Genomic DNA, 22,114 nt, shown 5'->3' with positions numbered 1-22,114 from the left:
TCCCGCCCGGCGGGCCGGCGCGTATCGGGGCCCCGGGGCGTCGGCCGCACCGCGCGGAGCGCCGCCGCCGCCCATTTGTGGTGACCGAGACCCCTTGGGGGACGCGCGTGGCGGCCGATAGGAGCGCCGGGTAATACAGTGCCTCCGTCAGTGCGGTGCAGAGGGGGAAGTTACGGATGACCGGCAGTGACCCGACCGTGGGCGTGGACCCGGACCGCCTGGCGGTCTGTCTCGCCGTGTTGGCCGAGGTGGAGGCTCTGCCGCCGGAGCATCCGGACGCGGTGTCCGTGCGGCGTGCGACAGCGGCCCTGTTCAAGACCGTGAAGCTCCAGCGGCGCAAGGACCGGCGCCAGGCGGTGCTGGACAACGACCGGGCGGTGACCGCGGCGACCGCGACCGGGGCGCCGGGCCGGATCGACGACGAGACCGCCGGGATCCCGCTGAAGAGCGCGACCGCCGGGGCGACCGCCGGCGTACTGAAGCAGGCTCGTGGCTGCTACGTGTGCAAACAGCGCTACACCGTGGTCGACGCGTTCTATCACCAGCTCTGCCCGGACTGCGCGAAGCTCAACCACGATCGCCGCGAGGCGCGGACCGACCTGAGCGGGCGGCGGGCGCTGCTGACCGGCGGCCGGGCCAAGATCGGTATGTACATCGCGCTGCGGCTGCTGCGGGACGGGGCGGATCTGACGATCACGACGCGGTTCCCGCACGACGCGGTGCGGCGGTTCACCGCGATGCCGGACAGCGCGGACTGGATCGACCGCCTGCACGTCGTCGGGATCGACCTGCGCGACCCGGCGCAGGTGGTCGGGCTGGCCGAGTCGGTCGCGGCGCGCGGCCCGCTGGACATCCTGATCAACAACGCGGCGCAGACGGTACGCCGGACCCCCGGGTCGTACGCGGCGATCGCGGCCGCCGAGGCCGAGCCCCTGCCCAGCGGCAAGCTGCCCGAGTTGGAGTACTTCGGCACGGCCGGGAGTTCGCCGGCGGCGGTGCTGACCGCGGGGACGTCGGCGCTCACCGCGCAGCAGGTCACCGAGCTGGCGCTGACCGCGCGGTCGGTGGCCATCGACGCGGGCGGGCTGGTGCCGGACACCACGCCGACGAACAGCTGGAGCGACCGGGTGCACGAGGTCGACCCGCTGGAACTGCTCGAAGTCCAGCTGTGCAACGTGACAGCGCCGTTCATCCTGGTCAGTCGCCTGCGGCCGGCGATGACCCGATCGAAGTTCCCCCGGCGGTACGTCGTGAACGTCTCCGCCATGGAGGGGATCTTCAACCGCGGGTACAAGGGCGCCGGCCACCCGCACACCAACATGGCCAAGGCCGCGCTGAACATGCTGACCCGCACCAGCGCCGTCGACATGTTCGCCGACGGCATCCTGATGACCAGCGTGGACACCGGCTGGATCACCGACGAGCGCCCGCACCCGACCAAGATGCGCCTGCACGAGGAGGGCTTCCACGCTCCGCTCGACCTGGTCGACGGTGCCGCCCGCGTCTACGACCCGATCGTCCGCGGCGAGCAGGGCGAGGACGTCTACGGCTGCTTCCTCAAGGACTACGTCCCGGTCGCCTGGTGACCACAACGGCCGCGGGCCGCGCCCCTGGGGGTGCGGCCCGCGTGCCCGTTCACGGTTGCGGCCAGCCGGCCTTGTCGCCGGGACCCTGCGGAGGCATCCCCTTCGGTGGCATGTCCTTCAGATCCTTCGGCCCGTTCGGCATCCCCTTGGGGCCGCCGTGGCCCTTGGGACCGTCGTGGTCGTCGTGACCCATCGGCCCGTCGTGGTCGTCGTGACCCATCGGCCCGCCCATCGGCCCGCCGTGGTGGTCGTGACCCATCGGCCCGCCCATCGGCCCGCCGTGGTGGTCGTGATCCATCGGCCCGTCGTCATCGTCGTGACCCATCGGCCCGCCGTGGTGCGGGAAGCCGAACGGACCACCGTGCGGCCTATGGTGACCGCCGATGTGGAACGGCCGCCCCAGGTAGTCCGGCCGGTACGGCCAGTCCCCCGGCCACGACCCGCGCCAGTCGTCCCATCCCCAGTCGTCCTCGTCGACGACCAGCCGGAACACCCAGCCGCGCCAGCCGTAGCGGATCGGGTCGCAGTCGTAGTCGTACCAGGCGCCGTACCGCTTGCCGGTCCAGCCGGCCCGCTCGCACGACCACTCGGTGCGGTAGTAGCCGACCACGTGGTCGTCGCCCCAGTCCGACGCCCGGGTGGCGCTACCGCCGCCGGAGGACGCCTGGGTCGTGGACGGGGCGGCCTGTGCCGGGCCCATGCTGATCATCGCGCCGGCGGCGAAACCCATGCCGGCGAGCGCGAGGAAACGCTGTGCCTTGTTCATGTCACACCTTTTTCGGACATAACGCCATTACGAGTTCAGCGCATCATGGCGGCCCGAGCGGTTTCGGGGTTTCCCCGGATCTAATCCGTTCGGCCGACCCCCGGCGTGTCCGAAAGGTTTCGGAAGGCGGCACGAAGCACCTCGTTTATGGGACGCCCGTGATGCGTGAGCCGGGGCGGATCGAGCTGGTCGAGCAGCGCGTCGGACCGCCCGCCGGAGACGGCGTGATCAGGCGGTTCGGCGAGATCGAGGAAGGTGCCCCAGAACGCGTCGGCATCATCGGCGTCGATCAGCCCGGCCTCCGCCCGCGCGGAGCTTTCCGCCTCGGTGGCAGTTTTGGCAGCACCGGCGAACCCGCCCTGTCCCGGATCGGCACCGGCCGAGGCCGCACCGGCGTCGTCGACGGCCGCCGCCTCCCGCAGCCGCCGCAACCGCATCAACAGCTCGTCCCGATGCCGCCCGCGCCAGGTGAACACCTCGAACGGGTCCGTCTCGAACGCCCGGGCCAGCGCGTAACAGGTCGCCGCGAGGTGCGTGCACGGCATCGGCCACCGCTCACAGGTGCAGTCCATCGCCACCTCGTCCAGCGACAGCGGCAGCAGGGTCAGCCCGGACTCGGCGAAGACCGCCTCGATCCCCGCCGGCATCCGCCCGTCGAGCAGATCGGCCACATAGCGCGCCTCCTTGACCAGCGCCGACTCCACCCGCGCCCAGTCGGCGGCGCCGAACGCGCGGACCGCGATCCGGGACCGGAACGCCGTCGAATCGTCCGGCCCGCGCACCTGGGCGACCGCCAGGCTGGACGAGACGGTGAGGCTGCGGACGTGCCCGGCCCGCTCGTCACGGCGGCCGCGGGAGAACGTCGACCCCATCCGCAGCGACTCGAACATGCCGAGAAAGGCGGGTGCGAAATCAGTCATGGATCGCCTCCGGGGAAGGGAGCACAACGGGTCCGGGCTCAGTCAACGATCGCCTCCGGTGCCAGCGCGAACAGGTCGCGCAACTCGCTGGTGGACAACGCCGTCAACCAGCCCTCCCCGGACCCGACGACCCGCTCCGCCAGCACACCCTTGTCCGCCAGCAGCTGGTCGATCCGCTCCTCCAGGGTGCCGAGGCAGACCAGCGTGTGCACATGCACGTCCCGATGCTGCCCGATCCGGAACGCCCGGTCGCTGGCCTGCGTCTCGGTGGCCGGGTTCCACCAGCGGTCCACATGCACCACATGGTTGGCGGCGGTCAGGTTCAGCCCGGTGCCACCGGCCTTGAGCGACAGCACGAACACCCCCGGCTGCCGGGCCGCCTGGAACTCGGCGACCATCGCGTCCCGGGCGCCGCGCGGGGTGCCGCCGTGCAGGAACGGCACCCGCACCCCGAACCGGGCCGCCAGATGCGGCGCCAGCATCCCGCCGAACCGGGCGAACTGGGTGAACACCAGCACGCTCTCCCCGATCCCGAGCGCCCGGTCGACGATCTCCTCCAGCCGGTCCACCTTGCCGGACCGGCCGGGCAGCGCCGACCCGTCCTTGAGCAGCAGCGCCGGGTGCACGCACACCTGTTTCAGCTTGGTCATCGCGGCCAGCACCAGCCCCTTGTGCCGGGCCTGGTTGCGCTCGGCGAGGCGTTCCAGCAGGTCGTCGAGGACCGCCCGGTACAGGCTGACCTGCTCGGTGGTCATCCCGCACAGGTGCCGGACCTGCCTTTTCGCCGGCAGGTCGCCGGCGATGCCGGGGTCGGCCTTGGTGCGCCGCAGCAGGAACGGCCGGGTCGCCTGACGCAGCCGGGCGGCGGCCTCCTCGTCCTCGTAGCGCTCGATCGGGACGGCGAACCGGGCCCGGAACGTGTGCGCGGAGGCCAGCAGCCCCGGGTTCACGAAGTCCAGGATCGACCAGAGCTCGGCCAGCCGGTTCTCCACCGGGGTGCCGGTGAGCGCGATCCGGTTGCGGGCCGGGAACCGCCGGACCGCCCGGGCCGCGGCGCTCGCGCTGTTCTTGATGTGCTGCGCCTCGTCGAGCACCACCCGGTCCCACTCGATGGCGGCCAGGGCGTCGGCGTCCAGCACCGCCGTGGCATAGGTGGTCAGCACCAGGTCGGCATCGCCGGCCGGCGGTGACCGGTCGGCGCCGTGCAGCACCCGCACCCGCAGGCTGGGCGCGAACCGCTCCGCCTCGCGCTGCCAGTTGCCCAGCACCGACAGTGGGCAGACCAGCAGGGCCGGCCCGTCCCGCCGGTGCAGCAGCAGGGTGAGCAGCTGAATCGTCTTGCCCAGCCCCATGTCGTCGGCGAGACACGCGCCCAGCCCCAGCGAATCCATGAAGGCCAGCCAGGAGAAACCCCGCTTCTGGTACGGCCGGAGCGTCGCCCGGAGCTCGGCGGGCGGCTCGATCAGCTCCAGCCGCTCGTCCAGCTCCCCGCTGAGCAGGTCGGCCAGCCACCCCTCGCCGCGCGCGTCGGTCACCGGCAGCGGCAGCTCCTCGGGCGGCAGCAGCCGGGTCACCCGCAGCGCGTCCCCGGCGGTCATCGTCCCACCGCCCCGGCTCAGGAACGCCAGCCCGGCCGCGAGCCGCTCGGCGTCCAGGAACACCCACCGCCCGCGCAGCTTGACCAGCGGCACCTTGGCTTTGGCCAGGTCGGTCAGGTCGTCCTCGGTGAGGGTGCGGCCGCCCAGCGCCAGGCCCCAGCGATAGTCGACCAGGTCGCGCAGGCCGGTGGTGCGGTCCCGCATGATCCGGGCGATCGGCTCCCGCCCGCGCACCTGCAGCGACAGGCCGAGCCCGGACCTGCGCCGCCACCAGGACGGCAGCAGCACGCCGTAACCCGCCTCCTCGAGCAGCGCGGCGTGGCTGAGGAACCCGTGCGCCCCCTCGGTGTCCAGGATCATCCCGGCCGGGTGGGCGGCCCGCAGGGCGTCGCCGAGCGCCGGGTAGAGCCGGGCGGCCCGGCCCAGCCCGGCGAGCAACCGCTCCTGCGGGTGCAGGGTCCACCGGCGCAGCGGGGCGAAGCTGTCCCGCCACAGGTCGGCGGCCGGGACCAGCACGCTCGGCTCGTCGACGGCCTGCAGCAGGAACTCCAGGCGCCACGCGTCAGCGGGCAGCCGGACCTCGCCGGGCAGCACCGGCTCGTGCTCGCGCGGGTCGCTGAGCCGGAAGCAGACGCGCACCTCAGCGCCGCGGGCGGCCTGCGCGAACCAGGCGTCCAGGGCCCGGACCAGCTCGTCCAGCTCGTCGGCCGGCGCCCGGAACTCGGGCTCACCGGTCAGCGCGGCGAGCCAGCCGTCGCCGGCCAGGGTCACCCCGGTCTCGGCCAGCCGGGTGCGGACCAGGCCGTCGACCAGCCGCTCCAGTGCGGCGGTGAGCAGCTCGGCGGCGCTCGCGACGGCGGCACCGGTGTCGCCGGCGCGGACCGGGCGGGTCTCGGCGCCCTGGGCCGACTCGGCGCGGCAGGCCGGCGGCATCCGCTCCAGCAGGGTGGCGTGCCGGGCCGCGTCGGCGCCGATCAGGACCGGTCGCCACCACGCCACGGGCCGCGGGCCGTCGAGCCGGACGCCGGGCAGCACCCGGCCGCGGCGGACCAGGCTCGCGGCGAACCCGCACAGCTCGAGCAGCCAGCGGACGCTCGGCGCGAGCCGCCCGTCGAACTCGGCGGCCAGGTCGGCGTCGAGGAACGGCACGCCGACCGCCGGCACCCGCCAGACCCGGGCGCGCCGCACGCCGCGCCGGGGCGGCACGCCGACCTGCGGCGACGGCAGCGGGCCGGCGCCGGTGGAGGGCAGGAGCAGCAGGGCCGGGTCGCGTGGCTCGCCGGCCGGCAGCTCACCGGCCGGCACGGCGAACGGGTGCCCGGGCACCCCGCGGCCGCCGGCCACGCCTGTCGCGCCGCCCTCCGCCCACAGGTTGAGCGACCCGTCCCGGGAGACGAAACCGTGCAGGACTCGGACACCGGTCTCGGCAGCGGGCAGCAGGTTCGGCACGCGCACGACTCTAGGCCGCCCCACCGACACTTTCCGGCACGGCCACCGTCATTCCAGGGTCCAGGCGATCACCGGCGGCCGGACCCGGGCACAGCGCGGATCCCCCGCCCCGTCGGTCAGCGTCAGCCGCCCGACCAGTACGCCCTCCTCCTCGAAGGCGGCACGGAGCAGCTCGGTCGGGATGTCGCCGAACAGCAGCTTGGCCCGCCGGAACATCACGAAGTCCGCCCCGTGCACCGCGCCCCAGCTCAGGTAGAGGAAGCGGGCCCCCGGCGGCCCGTGCACCCACGGCCCGCCGACGTCCAGCAGCCCGTCCACCTCCCGCCCGGCGACCTCCATCTCCCAGACCGCGTCGCTCTCGGTCACCGGCACCCGCCCGACCACCTCGGACCGCCGCTGCACCCCGACGTGCACGTTGTTCAGCCGCAGCTCCGGCGACTGCGGAAGCTCCCGCCCCTCGATCCGGATCCGCACCCCTCAACCCTAGGCCGCCCGCCCACTCCCGGCCCGCTCCCCATCCGGTCCGCACTTTCCCGGTACGCCCGGAAGCGGCCCCCTCCGCACCCCTCCCGTCCACCCCCGCCCGTGCACACGCCGCCCATCCGCATCACTGCCGTCCGCACCACTCCGTTCCCGCAGCACCCCGACGCATCGGCCCTGCTGCACTACGGCCCTCTCGCCGCCCCCGCAGTCCCGCCCTCGATCCGTCCGGGCGGGCGCCTCACTGCTCCAACGCCGGGCGGGCCGGGACTAGGGAGTGACGGCCGGCCGGGCGGCTGTTCCGGTGAGGCCGGGATTCAGCCCGGCGCTGCGTCGCGGCCCGGACGGCAGGCGAACCTGGCGCTTAGCCACGGGGAGTTTGCGTAGGCGTACGAAAAAGAGGAAGACGCCTACCGTGAGCGCACATATTTCCGATATGTCGCTTTTATGATTGACGGGTGGCGGAGGTCTACCGGAGTGCGCACGCGGCGGCGACCAGGAGAGCCGAGGTCTATCGCAGTGCGCACGCGGCCGCAGCCGGCGCGGCGGCGGAGAACGAGCGTGGCGAACTGCTGCGGCGGGCCGGGCGACCGGCGGAGGCGGCCGAGTGTTTCGGGCGGGCGCTGGCCGCGCTCGACGGGGTGGCCGACCCGGATCCCGGAACGCATTCGGCGATCCTGAACAACCTGGCGCTCAGCGCGCACGAGCGCGGGGAACTCCCGCTGGCCAGGCGCTATCTGGTGCGGTCGCTGGAGGTGGGGCCGCTGGTCGGTGATCCGGTGGGGCGGGCGATCACCTACGACAACCTCGGGGTGGTCGAGGTGGAGCTGGCCCGGCTCGCCGGTGAAGTGCCGGCGGCACGCCCGGAGGAGGCGGCGTGCCCGGACGAAACAGCTGCCCACCCGGACGGGACCGTGGCGGATCCGGACTCGGCGGATCCGGACTCGCCGGACGGCGACTTGGCGGATCCGGGGCGGGTGGCGGCGCGGGGCGGGGCGGCGAGGTTCGCGGCGGTGCATCTGCGGGAGGCGGAGGGGCACTTCGCGGCGGCGGAGCGGCTGTTCCGCAGTGTGCTGCCGGAGGCGCTCGACGACTATCTGCGGTCGGTGCTGAACCGGGCGGACGCGGCCGGGTTGCGGCGCGACACCGGCCGGGTGGATCGGCTGACGCGGCACGCCGCGGAACTGGCCCGGCATCATTCGGTCGGCGCGGAGAACGCGCTCGAGGCGGTCACCATGCGCGGCGACTTCCTGCATCGGCGGCGCGGGCGGCCGCGGGCGGCGGTCGAGCTGCTCACCGCGCGGTTGCCGGCGCTGCTGCCCGGGTGCGCGGCGGAGCGGAGCGCGGCGGCGCTGGCAGTGCTGTTGCGGGCCGCCGCGGCGACCGGGGATCCGGCGCTGGTCGACGACGTGACGGCCCGGATGACCGAGCTCGGGATCCCGGCGAGATCGGCGGAATCGGCGGGCCGGCGTTAATGTGCGTGCATGGGAGCGGGCCGGTGGCGCAGGATCCGGCTCCCGCTGCCCCGGCTGCACACCACCGTCACCGCCAGTGTCTGGTCACCTGACCAGCGCACCGACCGGCTGCTGGTGGCCCACGACGGCCCGGAGTACGCGGAGCGCGGCGGGCTGGCCGCCCACGCGGCCGCGGCCGGCCGCTACCACCTGGCGCTGCTGCCGCCCGGGGACCGCCTGGACTGGTACGCGGCCTGTCCGGCCTGGGCCGACTCGCTCGCCCTGGACATCCTGCCCCGGCTGCGGGCGCGGCTGGGCGCCGGCCGGGCGGTCGGCACCGGGGTGAGTCTCGGCGCGCTTGCCATGCTGCACGCGCAGCGATCGCATCCGGCCGGCTTCGCCGGTCTCTTCCTGCAGTCCGGCAGCTACTTCCAGCCGCGACACGACCGGCAGGAGGCCGGGTTCCGGCATTGGGCGCGGATCATCCGGTACGTCCGGCGGGTGCGCACCGCGGACTCGGGGCCCGCCGTGCCGGCCACGCTCACCTGCGGCTCCGCCGAGGAGAACCTGGCGAACAACCGGGACATGAAGGATGCCTTGGCGAAACACGGGTATCCCGTGGATCTCGCCGTCACCCGGGGCGGGCACGACTGGGACAACTGGCGAAACACCCTTGATCCACACCTGACCACCCTGCTGGACCGGGTCTGGCCGGACTGAATCGGAGGCGACCGTGGCCGACGTCGAGCACACCATCGGACTGTTGCTGGGTACCGAGGACGACTGGCCACGTGCCTACGAGGCGTTGCTGCGCCGGCTCGGCAACGTGAGCGCCGCCGACGGGCGCACCCACCGGACCCGGCCGGTGCGGGTCACCATCGAGCCGTTCAACCTGCGCGACCAGCCACGGCACGAGCTGGTCATCGACCGGCTGGCGTACTGGTACTACCACCCGCGCGAGTGGCTCAAGAAGATCGCGCTGATGGACGACGTGTACCTGCTGAACAGCCCGTTCACGTTCCAGTCGATGGAGAAGCACGCGGCGTACTGCGCGATGATGCGGCTCGGGCTCAAGGTGCCGGAGACGGTGCTGGTCCCGTTCAAGAACCCGCTGGACAACTCGCGGTGGGCGTACACCGCGGCGCGCTACAACAAGTCGTTCGACCTGGAGGCCACCGCGGCGTCGATCGGCTATCCGCTCTACATGAAGCCGTACGACGGCGGCGCCTGGGTCGGCGTCTCGAAGATCCGCAACACGGACGAGCTGCACGCCGCGTACGACGCGTCCGGTGAGCGGCTGATGCACCTGCAGGCGTCGGTCGAGGACTACGACGTGTTCGCCCGCTCGCTGACCATCGGGCCGGAGACCATGGTGATGCGGTTCCAGCCGGACCAGCCGATGCACGCCCGCTACCAGGTCGACCACAACTTCTTGTCGGACACCGCGGGCGACGAGGTGGTGACGGTGTCCCGGCTGGTCAACGCGTTCTTCAGGTGGGAGTTCAACTCCTGCGAGTCACTGGTGCGCGGCGACGACGTGTTCCCGATCGACTACGCGAACGCCTGCCCCGACGTGGCGCTCACCTCGCTGCACTACTACTTCCCGTGGGCGATGACCGCGCTGGTGCGCTGGACGGTGTTCTGCGTGGTGACCGGGCGGCGGATGCGGCTGGACACCGACACCCGGGACTACTTCGCGATCGCCGACGACCCGTCGCGGACGTACGCCGACAAGTTGTCCGGCTATCGGGAGCTGGCCGACCGGTATTTCGAGATCGACAGGTACCGCGAGTTCTGCGACAAGCACCTGAGCAACCTCGACGACATCGTCTACGACTGGGTGACCTCGGAGGAGTTCCGCTCGCTGCTGCGCGAGACGGTGCGGGCCACGTACCCGGTGCACGAGCACGAGAAGTTCCTCGCGCACTTCGGTGGCCTGATCGACGCCTGGATTCGTGACCAAGGGCGTTGACGTGGCAACACACCGGTCATCAGTATGTCTCCATGCATCTATGGGAGCGCTCCCTCGCCATCAGTGCGACAACCCTCTTACTCGTCGGCGCCGCCGTCGTCCCCGCCCTGGCGGACGAGGTCGAGCAGGTGGTCAACGGCGGTTTCGACAGCGGTACCGACCCTTTCTGGTCCACGTCCGGCATGCCCATCGCGCTCAGCGACGGGCAGGCCTGCGTGGACGTGCCCGGCGGCACCGCCAACCGGTGGGACGCCGCGATCGGGCAGAACGACATCGACCTCGTGGCCGGTGAGACGTACCGGTTCGCCTTCGACGCGAGCGGCGACGCCGGGCACGTGGTGCGGGCGGTCACCGGGCTCGCGGTCAGCCCGTACGACACGTACTTCGAGCAGTCGCCGGCGCTCGGCGGGCTCCAGCACTACGAGTACACGTTCACCGCCTCGACCAGCACGGCTCAGGGGCAGGTCGCGTTCCAGGTGGGCGGCAGTGCCGAGCCGTGGCACTTCTGCGTGGACAACGTCTCGCTGGTGGGCGGGGTGCCGCCGGAGGTCTACGTGCCGGACACCGGGCCCCGGGTCCGGGTGAACCAGGTCGCCTACCTGCCGGCCGGGCCGAAGGGCGCCACGCTGGTCACCGAGGCCACCAGCGCCCTGCCGTGGCACCTGTCCGACGACAACGGCAAGGTCGTGGCGAGCGGGCGGTCGGTGCCGCGCGGCGTCGACGCCTCCTCCGGACAGAACGTGCACAGCATCGACTTCTCGCGCTTCACCAAGCCGGGCAGCGGTTACACCCTGACGGCGGACGGCGAGACCTCCCGGCCGTTCGACATCGGCGCCGCCGCCTACGACCGGCTGCGCGCCGACTCGCTGAAGTTCTTCTACACCCAGCGCTCCGGTATCGCCATCGACGACGCCCTGCGCCCCGGTTACGGCCGCCCGGCCGGCCACGTCGACGTCGCCCCCAACCAGGGTGACGGCGACGTCCCCTGCCAGCCCGGCGTCTGCGACTACCGCCTGGACGTGCGCGGCGGCTGGTACGACGCGGGCGACCACGGCAAGTACGTGGTCAACGGCGGCATCTCCGTGTGGGGCCTGCTCAGCGAGTACGAGCAGTCCCGTGGCGTACGCAAGGTGAGTCTGAACATCCCGGAGAGCGGCGACCGGATCCCGGACATCCTCGACGAGGCCCGCTGGGAGCTGGACTTCCTGCTCGAGATGCAGGCGCCGGACGGCATGGTGCACCACAAGATCCATGACCAGGCGTGGACCGGCCTGCCGCTGCTGCCGTCGGCCGACCCGCAGCCCCGCGAGCTGCACCCGGTCTCCACCGCGGCGACGCTGAACCTGGCCGCCACCGCCGCCCAGGCCGCCCGGATCTACTCGCGGTACGACCCGGCGTTCGCCAAGCGGGCGCTCGCCGCCGCGACGAAGGCGTACACCGCCGCCAAGACCCACCCGATCGCGCTCGCCCCGGAGTCCGACGGGGTCGGCGGCGGCGCGTACAACGACACCAAGGTGACCGACGACTTCTACTGGGCGGCCGCCGAGCTCTACCTGACCACCGGCGAGAAGCGGTACGCCACCGACGTGATCACCTCGCCCGAGCACACCGCCGACTCGTTCGGGCCGGCCGCGTTCGACTGGGCCGCCACCGCGGCCCCGGCGAAGATGGACCTGGCGCTGCTCCCGAACAAGCTGCCCGGCCTGAACGGGGTCAAGGCGCAGGTGGTGGCCGGTGCCGACAAGTACCTGGCGGTGCAGCGGGCGCATCCGTACGGCGTCGCGTACGCCCCCGCGAACAACGTCTGGGACTGGGGCTCGAACAGCATCATCGCCAACAACCTGGTGGTGCTCACCGCGGCGCACCAGCTGACCGGGCGCGCCAAGTACCGTGACGGCGTGCTCACCGGCCTGGACTACCTGCTCGGCCGCAACGCGCTGAACCGGTCCTACGTCACCGGGTACGGCGAGGTCAGCGCGCAGAACGAGCACAGCCGCTGGTACGCCGCCCAGCTCGACCCGGCGCTGCCGCACCCGCCGGCCGGCAGCCTGGCCGGTGGCCCGAACTCGTCGATCCAGGACCCGCTCGCGCAGGAGAAGCTGAAGGGCTGCGTCGGGCAGTTCTGCTACATCGACGACATCCAGTCCTGGTCCACCAACGAGCTGGCCATCAACTGGAACGCGGCGCTGGCTCGCCTGACCGGGTACGTCGCCGAAATCCACTAGATCACTTACCGCGACGGCGGCGTCTCGTGGCGTAACGTGCCCAGCATGCAAGCGCTGCGATTCGCCGCCGCCCTGTACGGCCGTCAGCTCGCCATCAACTACTGGGGCCGGGTGCGGCGGGATCCACTGTCCCGCCTGCACCTGGCCGAGGGCCGGGAGAATCCGTACGCCGTCTACGACGAGGTGCGGGCGTACGGGCCGCTGATGCCGACCCGGCTCGGCAACTACACGACAGCGACGCACACCGTCTGCAACAGCGTGCTGCGCGACAGGCGGTTCGGGCCGCGCGCGGTGGCGATGAACGGGCCGGGCGCGCCGGGCGACGAGATCGACATGTCGTTCCTGGACAAGGACCCGCCCGAGCACACCCGGCTGCGCCGGCTCGCCCAGCCGGCGTTCAGCCCGAAACAGATCGCCGGTTACCGGCCGCGTGTCGAGCGGGTGGTCGGCGAGCTGCTCGACCGGGCCGCCGCCAAGGGCACGTTCGACCTGGTCAGCGACTTCGCGGCACCGCTGCCGATCGCGGTGATCACCGACCTGATGGGCATACCGGACGCGGACGCCGAGGCGTTCGCGGCGCACGGCGCGGTCGTCGGCAGCGCCCTCGACGGGGTCCGCTCGCTGCGCCACGCGGCCCGGCTGGTGGCCGCCAGCAACGCCATCGACGAGGTCTTCATCCGGCTCTTCGTGCTGCGCCGCCGCGAACCGGCGGACGACGCGGTGAGCCGCATCCTCGCCGCCGAGGGTGATCAGATCCAGTCACACGAGCTGCTGCCCATGTGCCGGCTGCTGCTCGTGGCGGGCTTCGAGACCACCGTCAACCTGATCGGCAACGCCGTCAACGCCCTGCTCGACCACCCCACCCAGTGGGCCGCGCTCGGCGCCGACCCGGCCGGCCTGGCCGACGCCGCGGTCGAGGAGACGCTGCGCTGGGACCCGCCGGTGCAGCGCACCGCCCGCTGCGCCCGCGAGGACGTCGAGATCGCCGGCGTCCCGGTCCGCCGCGGCCAGTTCGTCGTCGCCCTGCTCGGCGGCGCCAACCGCGACCCGTCCGTCTACTCCCGCGCCGACCAGTTCGACATCCACCGCGTCCCGGAGGCCGACCACCTGGCCTTCTCCAGCGGCATCCACTACTGCGTCGGCGCTCCCCTGGCCCGCCTGGAGGCGAGCATCGCCCTGCGCATGCTCGCCGAACGGATGCCCGACCTGCGGCGCGCCAGCCCGCTCCGCCGCCGCGACGCCAGCATCATCCGGGGCCCGCTCTCCCTCCCGGTCCGCGCCCGAGTCCTGGTCAGCCACTGACCCCGGCCAGTCCCCACCGCTCCGCACACCACCGTGACAACCAGCCGAACACCCGGCTGGCACCCAACGCCCTATCCCGGCCCCGCACACCACCGTGACCACCAGCCACACACCCCGGCTGGCACCCAACGCCCTATCCCGGCCCCGGACACCACCGTGACCACCAGCCACACACCCCCGGCTGGCACTGAGCGCCCTATCCCGAGCCCGGACACCACCACCACGACCAGCCGGACAACCCCGGCTGGCACTGAGCGCCCTATCCCGAGCCCGGACACCACCGTGACGACCAGCCGGGCGGTGCGGGGCGGGGTGGTGGCGGTGCCGGGCGTGGGGCGTACCGGGAATGTAGGGGCTCGGCCGGAAAGCCGGCCCACGGACCGCACACCAGATCGGGCCAGATCGTCGGCGGGCCGCGACCGGCGGCCGGGACCGCGACAAACAGCCCCCTGGCCTGGCAGCCCAACCGCAACCAACCACGGACCACGACCGGCGGCCGAGACCGCCACCAACAACCCCCTGGCCTGGCAGCCCAACCGCAACCAACCACGGACCACAACCGGCGGCCGAGACCGCCACCAACAACCCCCTGGCCTGGCAGCCCAACCGCAACCAACCACGGACCACAACCGGCGGCCGGGACCGCGACCAACAACCCCCAGGCCGGACCGCGACCGGCCGCGGACCCTGAGCAGCCCCGGGTGCGGCGAAAGAAGGAGTGCAGACCCGCGAGCAGGGGTCAGATGCAGCCGAGGAGCTCGGTCAGCCCGGTCACGCGGAGCTGCCGATGGACGAATTCGCTCGGGTTGCGCAGCTGGAAGCGGGTCCCGATGTCGCGGGCCGCACGCTGGCCGGCGACCAGGGCGCCGATCCCCACCGAGTCCATGAAGGTGACGTACGTCAGGTCGACGATCATCGCCGTGGGACGGTCGCGCTGCAGAGTCTCGCGCAGGAGCTCGCGCAGCGAGTCGACGGTCGCCGCGTCCAGGCTGCCTCGTACGTCGACGACCATGGCGCCGTCGGCCTGCTGCCGTGTCGTCATCACGGCCTGCCCCATCGTGACCTCGCCCCACGAGAAGCCCGGCAGAAGCCCGAGCTGACCAGAAACTCCGAGCCGACCGGAGGAACCCATCTGGACGTGGCCAGAAGCTCCGAACCGGGCAAAAACTCCGAGTCGGGCGTTTTGCCCGACCTACCCACCGTACCCGCCCCGCCGTACCCCTCGCAGGCTGCCGCGCGGTTTGTCGGGGACGGCGCACACCGCGTACGCCGAAGGTTTTTTCATCCACCGGGTCTGTCCGGGGGCAAGCCGGGAAACCGAACTTCCCACATCGCGCCGATCGTCTCCCCGTTCCGCTTGCGGTCGGGGTGATCGCGGGATGACGGTGATCTGACGCAGCGGAAGGGGGCACGGCATGGCCGGATCCGGACTGTTCGCCATCCGGGACGTGGGGTCGCTGATCCACGAGACATCCGAGGAGGGCAGCGAGCTCAAGAAGGCGGTCGGGGTGACCCAGCTGACCGCGATGGGGGTCGGCGCCATCATCGGTACCGGGATCTTCGTGGTGATCGGCAAGGGGTCCGGCATCGCCGGGCCCGCGGTGATCCTCTCGTTCGTCCTGGCGGCGGTGGCCTGCACGTTCTCGGCGCTGTCCTACGCCGAGCTGGCGTCGTCGATCCCGGTCTCCGGCAGCGCGTACACCTACACCTACGCCACCCTCGGCGAGATCGTCGCCTGGATCATCGGCTGGGACCTCATCCTGGAGTACGGCGTGTCGGTGGCCGGCATCGCCATCGGCTGGGGCGGCAACCTGAACGCGTTCCTCGACGCGGCGTTCGGGGTCAGCCTGCCGGACGCGATCGCCAAGTCCCCGGAGGACGGCGGCATCTTCAACCTGCCCGCCGTCTTCGTGGTCCTGGCCATCACGTTCCTGCTGGTCCGCGGCGTGACCGAGAGCGTCCGGGTGAACCTGGTGATGGTCGTGATCAAGCTGGTCGTGCTGGTCTTCTTCATCGTGGTGGCGTTCGCGAACTTCGGCACCGGCAACTTCCACCCGTTCGCACCGGCCGGGGTGGACGGGATAACCGCGGCCGCGGCGATCATCTTCTTCGCCTACATCGGGTTCGACGCGGTCTCCACCGGCAGTGAGGAGGCCCGCAACCCGGCCCGCGACCTGCCCTGGGCGATCATCGGCTCGCTCGCCATCTGCACGGTGTTCTACGTGCTCACCACGGTGGGCGCGCTCGGCATCGCCACCCCGGACCAGATGAAGGACAGCGACGCGCCGCTCGCCGCGGCCCTCGACCAGGGCGCCGGGATGAGCTGGGCGGCCGGGATCCTGGCGCTGGGCGCGGTGGTCGCGATCACCAGCGTGGTGCTGGTGATCTTCTACGGTCAGACGCGGATCTTCTTCGCGATGTGCCGGGACGGTCTGCTGCCCCGCCGGATGGCCACCGTGCACCCTCGGTACGGCACCCCGGCCAAGCTGACCTTCGTCCTGGGCGGCCTGATCGCGATCCTGGCCGCGCTGGTCCCGCTGGGCACCATCGTGGAGCTGGTCAACATCGGCACGCTGTTCGCGTTCGTGCTGGTCAACATCGGGGTGATAGTGCTGCGCCGGACGCGGCCGGAGATGCCCCGGCCGTATCGGGTGCCGTGGTCGCCGGTGCTCCCGCTGATCGGCGTGGCGTTCGCCGTCTACCTGATGTCCGACCTGCCCTGGGACACCTGGCTCCGGTTCGTGGTGTGGCTGGCGGTCGGCCTGATCATCTACGGGCTCTACGGGTACCGGCACTCCCGGCTCCGTAACCGGGAGGGGGCCGAGTCATGAGCGGGCCGGTGGTCGTCGGGGTGGATCACAGTCCGGGTGCGGCCGACGCGCTGGCCCTCGGACGCTGGCTGGCCGAGGCCCGGCAGGCGCCGCTGGTCGTCGTGGTCGTCCACCCGGCACCCTCGGCCATCGGCTCCGGCCGGGTGGACGCCGAGTGGATCGCCGACCGGCACCGGGCCGCCGAGCGGATCCTGGCGCAGGCCCGCTCCACGCTGGGCGACCCGCCCGGGGTGGAGTACCGGATCGTGGCGTCCAGCTCGGCGGCGCACGGCCTGCACGACCTGGCCGAGCAGACCGGGGCGGCGATGCTGGTGGTCGGCTCGGGTGCGGCGGCGCCGGCCGCCCGGCTCTTCGCCGGCAGCACCGCCGAGCGGCTGCTGGCCGGCAGTGTCTGCCCGGTCGCGGTCACTCCGGCCGGCGGTCCGGCGGCGCCGGGCAGCGCCGGGCGGATCGGGGTCGCCTACGTGGACACCCCGGACGGGCGGGCGGCGCTGGACGCGGCGGCCGAGTTGGCCCGGCGTACCGGGCTCCCGCTGCTGCTGGTCACCGTGGTGGCCGCGGGCGACGCGGCGCTGCCGTTCCTGATCGGTGACGACGCGGAGCGGGCGTTCCTGGACACCGCCCGGGAGACGTACGAGGACGCCCTGCGCAAGGCCGCCGCCAGTGTCCCGGACGTGCCGGTGGAGTGGGAGTTGCGGGCCGGTGACGTGGTCGAGGAGCTGGCCGCGCTGACCGGACTGGACCTGCTGTTCTGCGGGTCCCGCGGCTACGGCCCCGCCCGGCGGGTGCTACTCGGCGGCGTGTCGGGCCGCATGCTGCGTCGGGCGGGTCTGCCACTGGTCGTGGTGCCGCGGGCCTGAGTAGGTCGGCTCCTCCATCGCCCGCCGGTCCCAGGTCGGCGGCGCCGGATCGAGATCGGACATCGGTACGTACACCCGCGCGTCCACCGCCTCGGCCAGCAGCAGCGCGGCGACCAGCGCGGTGGGCCGTTGCGTGGGATCGCGGCGCAGGCAGCGGAAGCACAGGTCGAGCACCTCGGGCGGCAGCCCGTCCAGGCGCGGCAGCGGCTCCGGGTCCCAGTACCGCTGGGCGTGGATCAGCTCGGTGTGCGATTTCGTGGTCCACGGCACCCGGCCGGCCAGGCAGTGGTAGAGCAGCGAGCCGAGCCCGAACATGTCGGAGGCCGGGGTGGCCGGGCGGCCCTCGAAGCGTTCCGGTGCGACGTAGGCCGGGGTGCCCATCACCGGGCCGTCCGGGTCCGGCTCGGGGGCGCCGACCGCCGCGGCGATCCCGAAGTCGAGGACCTTGGCGCCGCTGGGCGTGAGCATCACGTTGGCCGGCTTGATGTCGCGGTGCACCACCTGCTCGGCGTGCGCGGCGGCCAGGGCGGCGGCCACCTCGGCGCAGATCCGCACCCCGATCCGCCAGTCGAGCGGGCCGAGCGCCAGGTGCTGGCCCAGCGTCTGGCCCTCGACCAGCTCCATCACGATGTACGGCACGTCGCGCCGCCCGGGCGCCGGCGACGTGCCGAAGTCGTGCACGCCGGCCACGTTCGGGTGGGCCAGCCGGGCCGCCGAGCGGGCCTCGGCGCGGATCAGCTCGACGCCGGCCGCACCCAGGGTGCCCTCCACCGCCGGCGCCATGATCTTGACAGCGACCGGGCGATCGAGGACCTGGTCGTGCCCGCGCCACACCTCGGACATGCCGCCCAGGCCGATGCGGTGCACCAGTTCATACCGCCCGCCCAGCGTCCGCACCGGCGCTCCCTCCCATGATTTCGATGGTGTCGCCGATACCCTCGCGCTCCGGACACAAACGTCGCTGTCCACCGATCGGGACGAACAATGGACTCCACAGTGGCCGAAGAATTGTCGTCCATCTATTCCGCAGAAATGCGAAGGCGGAACCGGGCCTGGTGAGCCCGATTCCGCCTCATCGACGCGCCGTCACTGTGCGCAACCGCCAGCGCCGTGCTCCACGCTATGCCGCAGCGCTCCGGCCGCTACTCAGCGCCCCCACGGAGAGTGACAACCCTCTCAGACCTTTTCGGTACGCAAGTCGTGCGCCCCGTCCGCCCGCGTCGCCTCGTAGTACAGCCGCCGGCTCCCGTCCGGCGCGTCGGCCAGGCTCAGGTAGCGCAGGCCGTACGGCGGGTGCGGGCTGCCCACCGGCTCGTGCTCCTCGGCGGTGAGCGCGCCGAACGTGCCGTCCGGCAGGCGGGTGCCGCGGGCCACCCCGGTCCGCTCCTCCCAGTTCTCCCCCGCCGTGGCCCGCCCGTCGTAGGCCACCGTGATCTCGTCGCCCACCACGTGCACCGAGGACACCCGCACCCCGCGCGCGTCCCACCGGCCCGGCCGCCCGGCCAGCGCGGTCCGCCGCCAGGTCCAGTGCACGCCGTCCGGGCTGGTGGCGTACTCGGTGGTCATCCGGTCGGCGTCGTCCCAGGACTCCAGCGGGTGCACCGAGGCCCACAGGTGCCAGCCGTGCTCGTCGTGGTGCAGCACCGGGTCCTTGACGCCGGCGGTCTCGTCACCGGCCAGTACGGTCCGGGGGGTCGCGGTGGCCAGCCCCTCCGGGGTGTCCGCCTCGAGCAGGTCGACCCGCCAGTGCTTGGTGCCCGGGGTGGCCGCGCTGACGTAGAGCCGCCAGCGCCCGTCCGGGGTGTGCACCAGCGCCGGCCGTTCCAGCGACTCGGCGCCGAAGCGGTCCTTGCTCACCTCGGCCACCACGGTGAAGGCCAGCCCGTCGGCGGACCGGGCGACCACGTTGGCGATGCCCCGCCCGGCGCCGATCGGCAGCCGCAGCCGGTACGCCAGGTAGACGTGACCGTCCACGGTGATCGTGCTCGGGGCCCCGGACCAGGCTCCCGGCTCGGTGCCGGGCGGCTCCACCACCACCGTGGAGTCGTCCCAGCTGGGCAGGGGCAGGGTGGTGGTTCCGACGGACAACTTCGCCTCCCGGTCATTTCGGTACGACGGGCACAATGGTGACATAACCTATTGAATTGGTGGAGTATCTGCGGTCCGGGCGTGTCGGTCCACGCTGAGCCAGTCGTCGTACCGCTCACCGGTGACGTCCTGCAGCAGCGCGATGTCCGCGGCGAAGTGCGGCAGCAGCTCGGCGCGCTCGGCCGGGGTGGTCACCGGCCGGGTGCCCGTCTTGCGGTGCAGCAGGGTGAGCAGCGGGCCGCGGGCGGCCAGCCGCAGGGGCACCGGGAAGCGGTGGCCGAAGTTCCCGCCGGAGCGGAGCAGGCCGCGCAGCACCCGGTTGACAGCGGTGTCCTCGACGACGTGCCGGTTCACGTTCTCCCGCGGGATCGCGCCGAGCAGGCCGGTGCGCACGCCGAGGAACGCGCAGACCCGGTCCAGGGTGGCGCGCGGCGCGTCCTTCAGCTCGCGGTACCGCAGCAGCAGCACCTGGTCGCGGGAGAACCGCTGGTAGAGGTGCTCCACCTGGTGGCCGTACCGGCCCAGGTCGAGGTAGTGCCAGAACTGCGCCCAGCCGGCCGCCCGGCGACCCGGCTCGGCCCGGCAGGCGGCCAGGAAGTCGGCCTCCGGCTCCAGGCCCGCGTTCCACAGGTGGGTCCAGTTGGAGTGCGCCCGGTCCACCGGGTCGCGCAGCAGCAGAATGATCCGCACGTCCGGGACCAGTGCCTTGATCCGGTCGTGGGCGGCCAGGTCGTGCAGGTAGAACGGGGTGGCCTCGCCCTTCCTGGCGCCCGGCGGGGCCGGCGCGAACAGCGCCTCGTAGTCGGCGCGGCGCCAGACGTGCTCCTGGTAGGTCTGCACGTCACCGGGTCCGCCGTGGGCCGGGGGCGGTCCGTCGGAGAGGAAGAACTTGGGTTCCTTCACCGGCGGCAGGAACAGCTGAGGGTGCGCGGTCAGGGCCGCGTGCAGGGCCGTCGTGCCCGCCTTGGGGACTCCGGCGATCAGGAAGTCGGGAAGTGACATGGTGCCTCCCTGCGTCAAAGTGAGCTAAGCCTACAGAACTAATAGGCTTTCGCCACCCGGGCGCTCAGGAGGCCGGCAGGAACCGCCGCCACCAGCGCGGACGCCGGAACCGCGGGCACCGCTGAGGTCCGCAGAAGGTGCACTCGCTGCCCGCCCGGTAGTGCTGGTGCGCCTCGAAGGGGTGCCCGCACACGCAGCCGGCGGCCTCGCTCGTCATTCCCACTCCCTCAGGGTGCCACCTCACGCGCCGTCACACGCCTCGGGCTCGCCTACCCAGTGTGACGATATGCCAACGTATCGCGAATATCCGACAGATCCGTTTTTCTGGCGATAGGAAGACTCGCGCCGGGATCGCCGGGAAGATCCACCCAGCGCCGGTATGTCAGTTACTCAACGTAGCGGTGTGACCAAGATCGCCCCTCCGTCGGACAGATCTCACGCTCAGACGAACGGCTGTGACGTGAGACCAACTCGTCGGCTGTTGACGCAGCGTAATGCGTTGCTAAATTCGTTGCCTGAAGCGAGCGGCCACGCGGACTTCGATTCAGAATCCGCGCCATCGGCCGTATTGCCGCCCCCGGAAGGGACCGACATGGAGCTTTCGCACGTGCCCACGAGTACCGACAGTGACCGCCCCCACTCACCGACCGTAAGCGTGGTCATTCCCGCGCTGAATGAGGAGCGGAACCTGCCCCACGTGTTCGCGAAGCTCCCGCCGATGATCACCGAGGTGATCCTGGTCGACGGCGGATCGAAGGACCGGACCGTCGAGGTGGCTCGCGAGCTGCGCCCCGACGTGGTGGTCGTGCAGCAGACCCGGATCGGCAAGGGCAACGCCCTGGCCTGCGGCTTCGCGGCCTGCACCGGCGACATCATCGTGATGATCGACGCCGACGGCTCCACCGACCCGGCCGAGATCCCGCTGTTCGTCGCCAAGCTGACCGGCGGCGACCAGTTCGTGAAGGGCACCCGGTTCAACTTCGGCGGCCACAGCCACGACATCACCCGGCTGCGCAAGCTCGGCAACGACGGGCTCAACCTGGTGGTCAACGTCCTGTTCAAGACGAAGTTCACCGACCTCTGCTACGGCTACAACGCGTTCTGGCGCGACGTGGTGCCGGCCCTCGACCTGCCCGCCGTGGAGCTGCCCCGGCCGGCCGACGGCAGCAAGCTGTGGGGCGACGGCTTCGAGATCGAGACGATGATCAACATCCGCGCGGTGGCCGAGCAGCTCAAGGTCGGCGAGGTCGGCAGCACCGAGCACGAGCGGATCCACGGGCAGAGCAACCTGAACACCTTCCGCGACGGCTTCCGCGTGCTGCGCACCATCTTCAGCGAGTTCGGCCGCGCCCGGTCACGCCGTAAGGCCGGCGTCGAGCTGTTCGCCGTGAAGCTGGCCAAGCAGACCGCCGCCCGCCAGGCGACGAACGCCAGCGGGCCGCACCCGGTCGACCCCCGCGGTCACGTCAACCGCGCCGCCCGTACCGCCCAGGACATCAACAAGCCGCGGCACTCGGCAGTGGACGACCTCGGCAACCAGCCCACCCGAGACCTGCGGTCGCGGCAGAAGTAGGACGGCAC

18 protein-coding genes are annotated in these 22,114 nt (G+C 72.2%); 9 read left to right on the top strand and 9 right to left on the bottom strand.

The window, feature by feature from the left end:
* Window positions 1-176 precede the first annotated feature (176 nt).
* A complete protein-coding gene (locus tag Actob_RS14195) occupies window positions 177-1,586 on the top strand; it encodes an SDR family NAD(P)-dependent oxidoreductase (protein WP_284920634.1) in 1,410 nt (469 codons plus the stop codon).
* Window positions 1,587-1,635: 49 nt separating this feature from the next.
* On the opposite strand, the gene Actob_RS14190 is transcribed toward Actob_RS14195, so the two are convergent.
* The 4 genes from Actob_RS14190 to Actob_RS14175 form a co-directional block, all read right to left on the bottom strand.
* On the bottom strand, window positions 1,636-2,352 hold the full coding sequence (locus Actob_RS14190; protein WP_284920633.1) for a hypothetical protein: 717 nt from the start codon (window positions 2,350-2,352) through the stop codon (window positions 1,636-1,638).
* A gap of 80 nt (window positions 2,353-2,432) precedes the next feature.
* Entirely contained in the window at window positions 2,433-3,272 is an 840-nt protein-coding gene (locus Actob_RS14185; RefSeq protein WP_284920632.1) for an SWIM zinc finger family protein, read from the bottom strand.
* A gap of 38 nt (window positions 3,273-3,310) precedes the next feature.
* Complete coding sequence (locus Actob_RS14180; protein ID WP_284920631.1) at window positions 3,311-6,319, bottom strand: DEAD/DEAH box helicase; 3,009 nt, start codon at window positions 6,317-6,319, stop codon at window positions 3,311-3,313.
* Window positions 6,320-6,367: 48 nt separating this feature from the next.
* The gene (locus Actob_RS14175) at window positions 6,368-6,793 is read right to left on the bottom strand and encodes a DUF5990 family protein (protein ID WP_284920630.1); all 426 of its coding nucleotides are present in this window, start codon (window positions 6,791-6,793) and stop codon (window positions 6,368-6,370) included.
* Between the two features lie 464 nt (window positions 6,794-7,257).
* Here Actob_RS14175 and Actob_RS14170 point away from each other — a divergent pair, with 464 nt between their 5' ends.
* Genes Actob_RS14170 through Actob_RS14150 form a run of 5 tightly spaced genes read left to right on the top strand, consistent with a single transcriptional unit; the run spans window position 7,258 to window position 13,752 of the window.
* Window positions 7,258-8,274, top strand: a complete 1,017-nt coding sequence (locus Actob_RS14170; RefSeq protein ID WP_284920629.1) for a tetratricopeptide repeat protein — start codon at window positions 7,258-7,260, stop codon at window positions 8,272-8,274.
* A gap of 9 nt (window positions 8,275-8,283) precedes the next feature.
* Window positions 8,284-8,973 carry an alpha/beta hydrolase gene (locus tag Actob_RS14165; protein ID WP_284920628.1) on the top strand — a complete coding sequence of 230 codons (690 nt, stop codon included), beginning with the start codon at window positions 8,284-8,286 and terminating at the stop codon, window positions 8,971-8,973.
* 13 nt (window positions 8,974-8,986) lie between these two features.
* Window positions 8,987-10,225, top strand: a complete 1,239-nt coding sequence (locus tag Actob_RS14160; RefSeq protein ID WP_284920627.1) for an ATP-grasp domain-containing protein — start codon at window positions 8,987-8,989, stop codon at window positions 10,223-10,225.
* Window positions 10,226-10,257: 32 nt separating this feature from the next.
* Window positions 10,258-12,450, top strand: a complete 2,193-nt coding sequence (locus Actob_RS14155) for a glycoside hydrolase family 9 protein (protein WP_284920626.1) — start codon at window positions 10,258-10,260, stop codon at window positions 12,448-12,450.
* A 45-nt stretch (window positions 12,451-12,495) separates the two neighbouring features.
* Window positions 12,496-13,752 carry a cytochrome P450 gene (locus Actob_RS14150; RefSeq protein WP_284920625.1) on the top strand — a complete coding sequence of 419 codons (1,257 nt, stop codon included), beginning with the start codon at window positions 12,496-12,498 and terminating at the stop codon, window positions 13,750-13,752.
* Window positions 13,753-14,491: 739 nt separating this feature from the next.
* Here the strand turns inward: Actob_RS14150 and Actob_RS14145 are convergent.
* Window positions 14,492-14,794: an STAS domain-containing protein gene (locus Actob_RS14145; protein ID WP_284920624.1), complete on the bottom strand. Its 303-nt coding sequence runs from the start codon at window positions 14,792-14,794 to the stop codon at window positions 14,492-14,494.
* Between the two features lie 373 nt (window positions 14,795-15,167).
* On the opposite strand from Actob_RS14145, the gene Actob_RS14140 reads away from it, so the two are divergent.
* Entirely contained in the window at window positions 15,168-16,583 is a 1,416-nt protein-coding gene (locus Actob_RS14140; RefSeq protein ID WP_284920623.1) for an amino acid permease, read from the top strand.
* The gene (locus Actob_RS14135) at window positions 16,580-17,443 is read left to right on the top strand and encodes a universal stress protein (RefSeq protein WP_284920622.1); all 864 of its coding nucleotides are present in this window, start codon (window positions 16,580-16,582) and stop codon (window positions 17,441-17,443) included. Before Actob_RS14140 ends, Actob_RS14135 begins: the two co-directional genes overlap by 4 nt.
* On the opposite strand, the gene Actob_RS14130 is transcribed toward Actob_RS14135, so the two are convergent.
* From Actob_RS14130 to Actob_RS14115, 4 genes are all read right to left on the bottom strand, one after another.
* Window positions 17,372-18,340, bottom strand: a complete 969-nt coding sequence (locus Actob_RS14130) for a serine/threonine-protein kinase (protein ID WP_284920621.1) — start codon at window positions 18,338-18,340, stop codon at window positions 17,372-17,374. The two genes, Actob_RS14135 and Actob_RS14130, sit on opposite strands and share 72 nt — an antisense overlap.
* Window positions 18,341-18,619: 279 nt before the next feature.
* Window positions 18,620-19,531: a glycoside hydrolase family protein gene (locus Actob_RS14125; protein WP_284920620.1), complete on the bottom strand. Its 912-nt coding sequence runs from the start codon at window positions 19,529-19,531 to the stop codon at window positions 18,620-18,622.
* A 48-nt stretch (window positions 19,532-19,579) separates the two neighbouring features.
* A complete protein-coding gene (locus tag Actob_RS14120) occupies window positions 19,580-20,533 on the bottom strand; it encodes a sulfotransferase family protein (RefSeq protein ID WP_284920619.1) in 954 nt (317 codons plus the stop codon).
* A 64-nt stretch (window positions 20,534-20,597) separates the two neighbouring features.
* Entirely contained in the window at window positions 20,598-20,750 is a 153-nt protein-coding gene (locus Actob_RS14115; RefSeq protein ID WP_284920618.1) for a hypothetical protein, read from the bottom strand.
* Window positions 20,751-21,230: 480 nt separating this feature from the next.
* Here Actob_RS14115 and Actob_RS14110 point away from each other — a divergent pair, with 480 nt between their 5' ends.
* Window positions 21,231-22,106, top strand: a complete 876-nt coding sequence (locus Actob_RS14110; RefSeq protein ID WP_284920617.1) for a glycosyltransferase family 2 protein — start codon at window positions 21,231-21,233, stop codon at window positions 22,104-22,106.
* The last annotated feature ends 8 nt before the right edge of the window (window positions 22,107-22,114 follow it).

The organism is Actinoplanes oblitus (assembly GCF_030252345.1).
Lineage (GTDB): Bacteria > Actinomycetota > Actinomycetes > Mycobacteriales > Micromonosporaceae > Actinoplanes > Actinoplanes oblitus.
Note: the sequence above shows the minus strand (reverse complement) of the source record. Positions and strands in the feature narration are given on the sequence as shown.

What these genes read in the sequence shown, in the direction of transcription:
- Actob_RS14165 (WP_284920628.1), top strand. Translation starts at nt 8,284, where the DNA reads ATGGGAGCGGGCCGGTGGCGCAGGATCCGGCTCCCGCTGCCCCGGCTG.
- Actob_RS14140 (WP_284920623.1), top strand. Translation starts at nt 15,168, where the DNA reads ATGGCCGGATCCGGACTGTTCGCCATCCGGGACGTGGGGTCGCTGATC.
- Actob_RS14120 (WP_284920619.1), bottom strand. Translation starts at nt 20,533, where the DNA reads ATGTCACTTCCCGACTTCCTGATCGCCGGAGTCCCCAAGGCGGGCACG.
- Actob_RS14185 (WP_284920632.1), bottom strand. Translation starts at nt 3,272, where the DNA reads ATGACTGATTTCGCACCCGCCTTTCTCGGCATGTTCGAGTCGCTGCGG.
- Actob_RS14155 (WP_284920626.1), top strand. Translation starts at nt 10,258, where the DNA reads ATGCATCTATGGGAGCGCTCCCTCGCCATCAGTGCGACAACCCTCTTA.
- Actob_RS14195 (WP_284920634.1), top strand. Translation starts at nt 177, where the DNA reads ATGACCGGCAGTGACCCGACCGTGGGCGTGGACCCGGACCGCCTGGCG.
- Actob_RS14115 (WP_284920618.1), bottom strand. Translation starts at nt 20,750, where the DNA reads ATGACGAGCGAGGCCGCCGGCTGCGTGTGCGGGCACCCCTTCGAGGCG.
- Actob_RS14190 (WP_284920633.1), bottom strand. Translation starts at nt 2,352, where the DNA reads ATGAACAAGGCACAGCGTTTCCTCGCGCTCGCCGGCATGGGTTTCGCC.
- Actob_RS14150 (WP_284920625.1), top strand. Translation starts at nt 12,496, where the DNA reads ATGCAAGCGCTGCGATTCGCCGCCGCCCTGTACGGCCGTCAGCTCGCC.
- Actob_RS14145 (WP_284920624.1), bottom strand. Translation starts at nt 14,794, where the DNA reads ATGACGACACGGCAGCAGGCCGACGGCGCCATGGTCGTCGACGTACGA.
- Actob_RS14135 (WP_284920622.1), top strand. Translation starts at nt 16,580, where the DNA reads ATGAGCGGGCCGGTGGTCGTCGGGGTGGATCACAGTCCGGGTGCGGCC.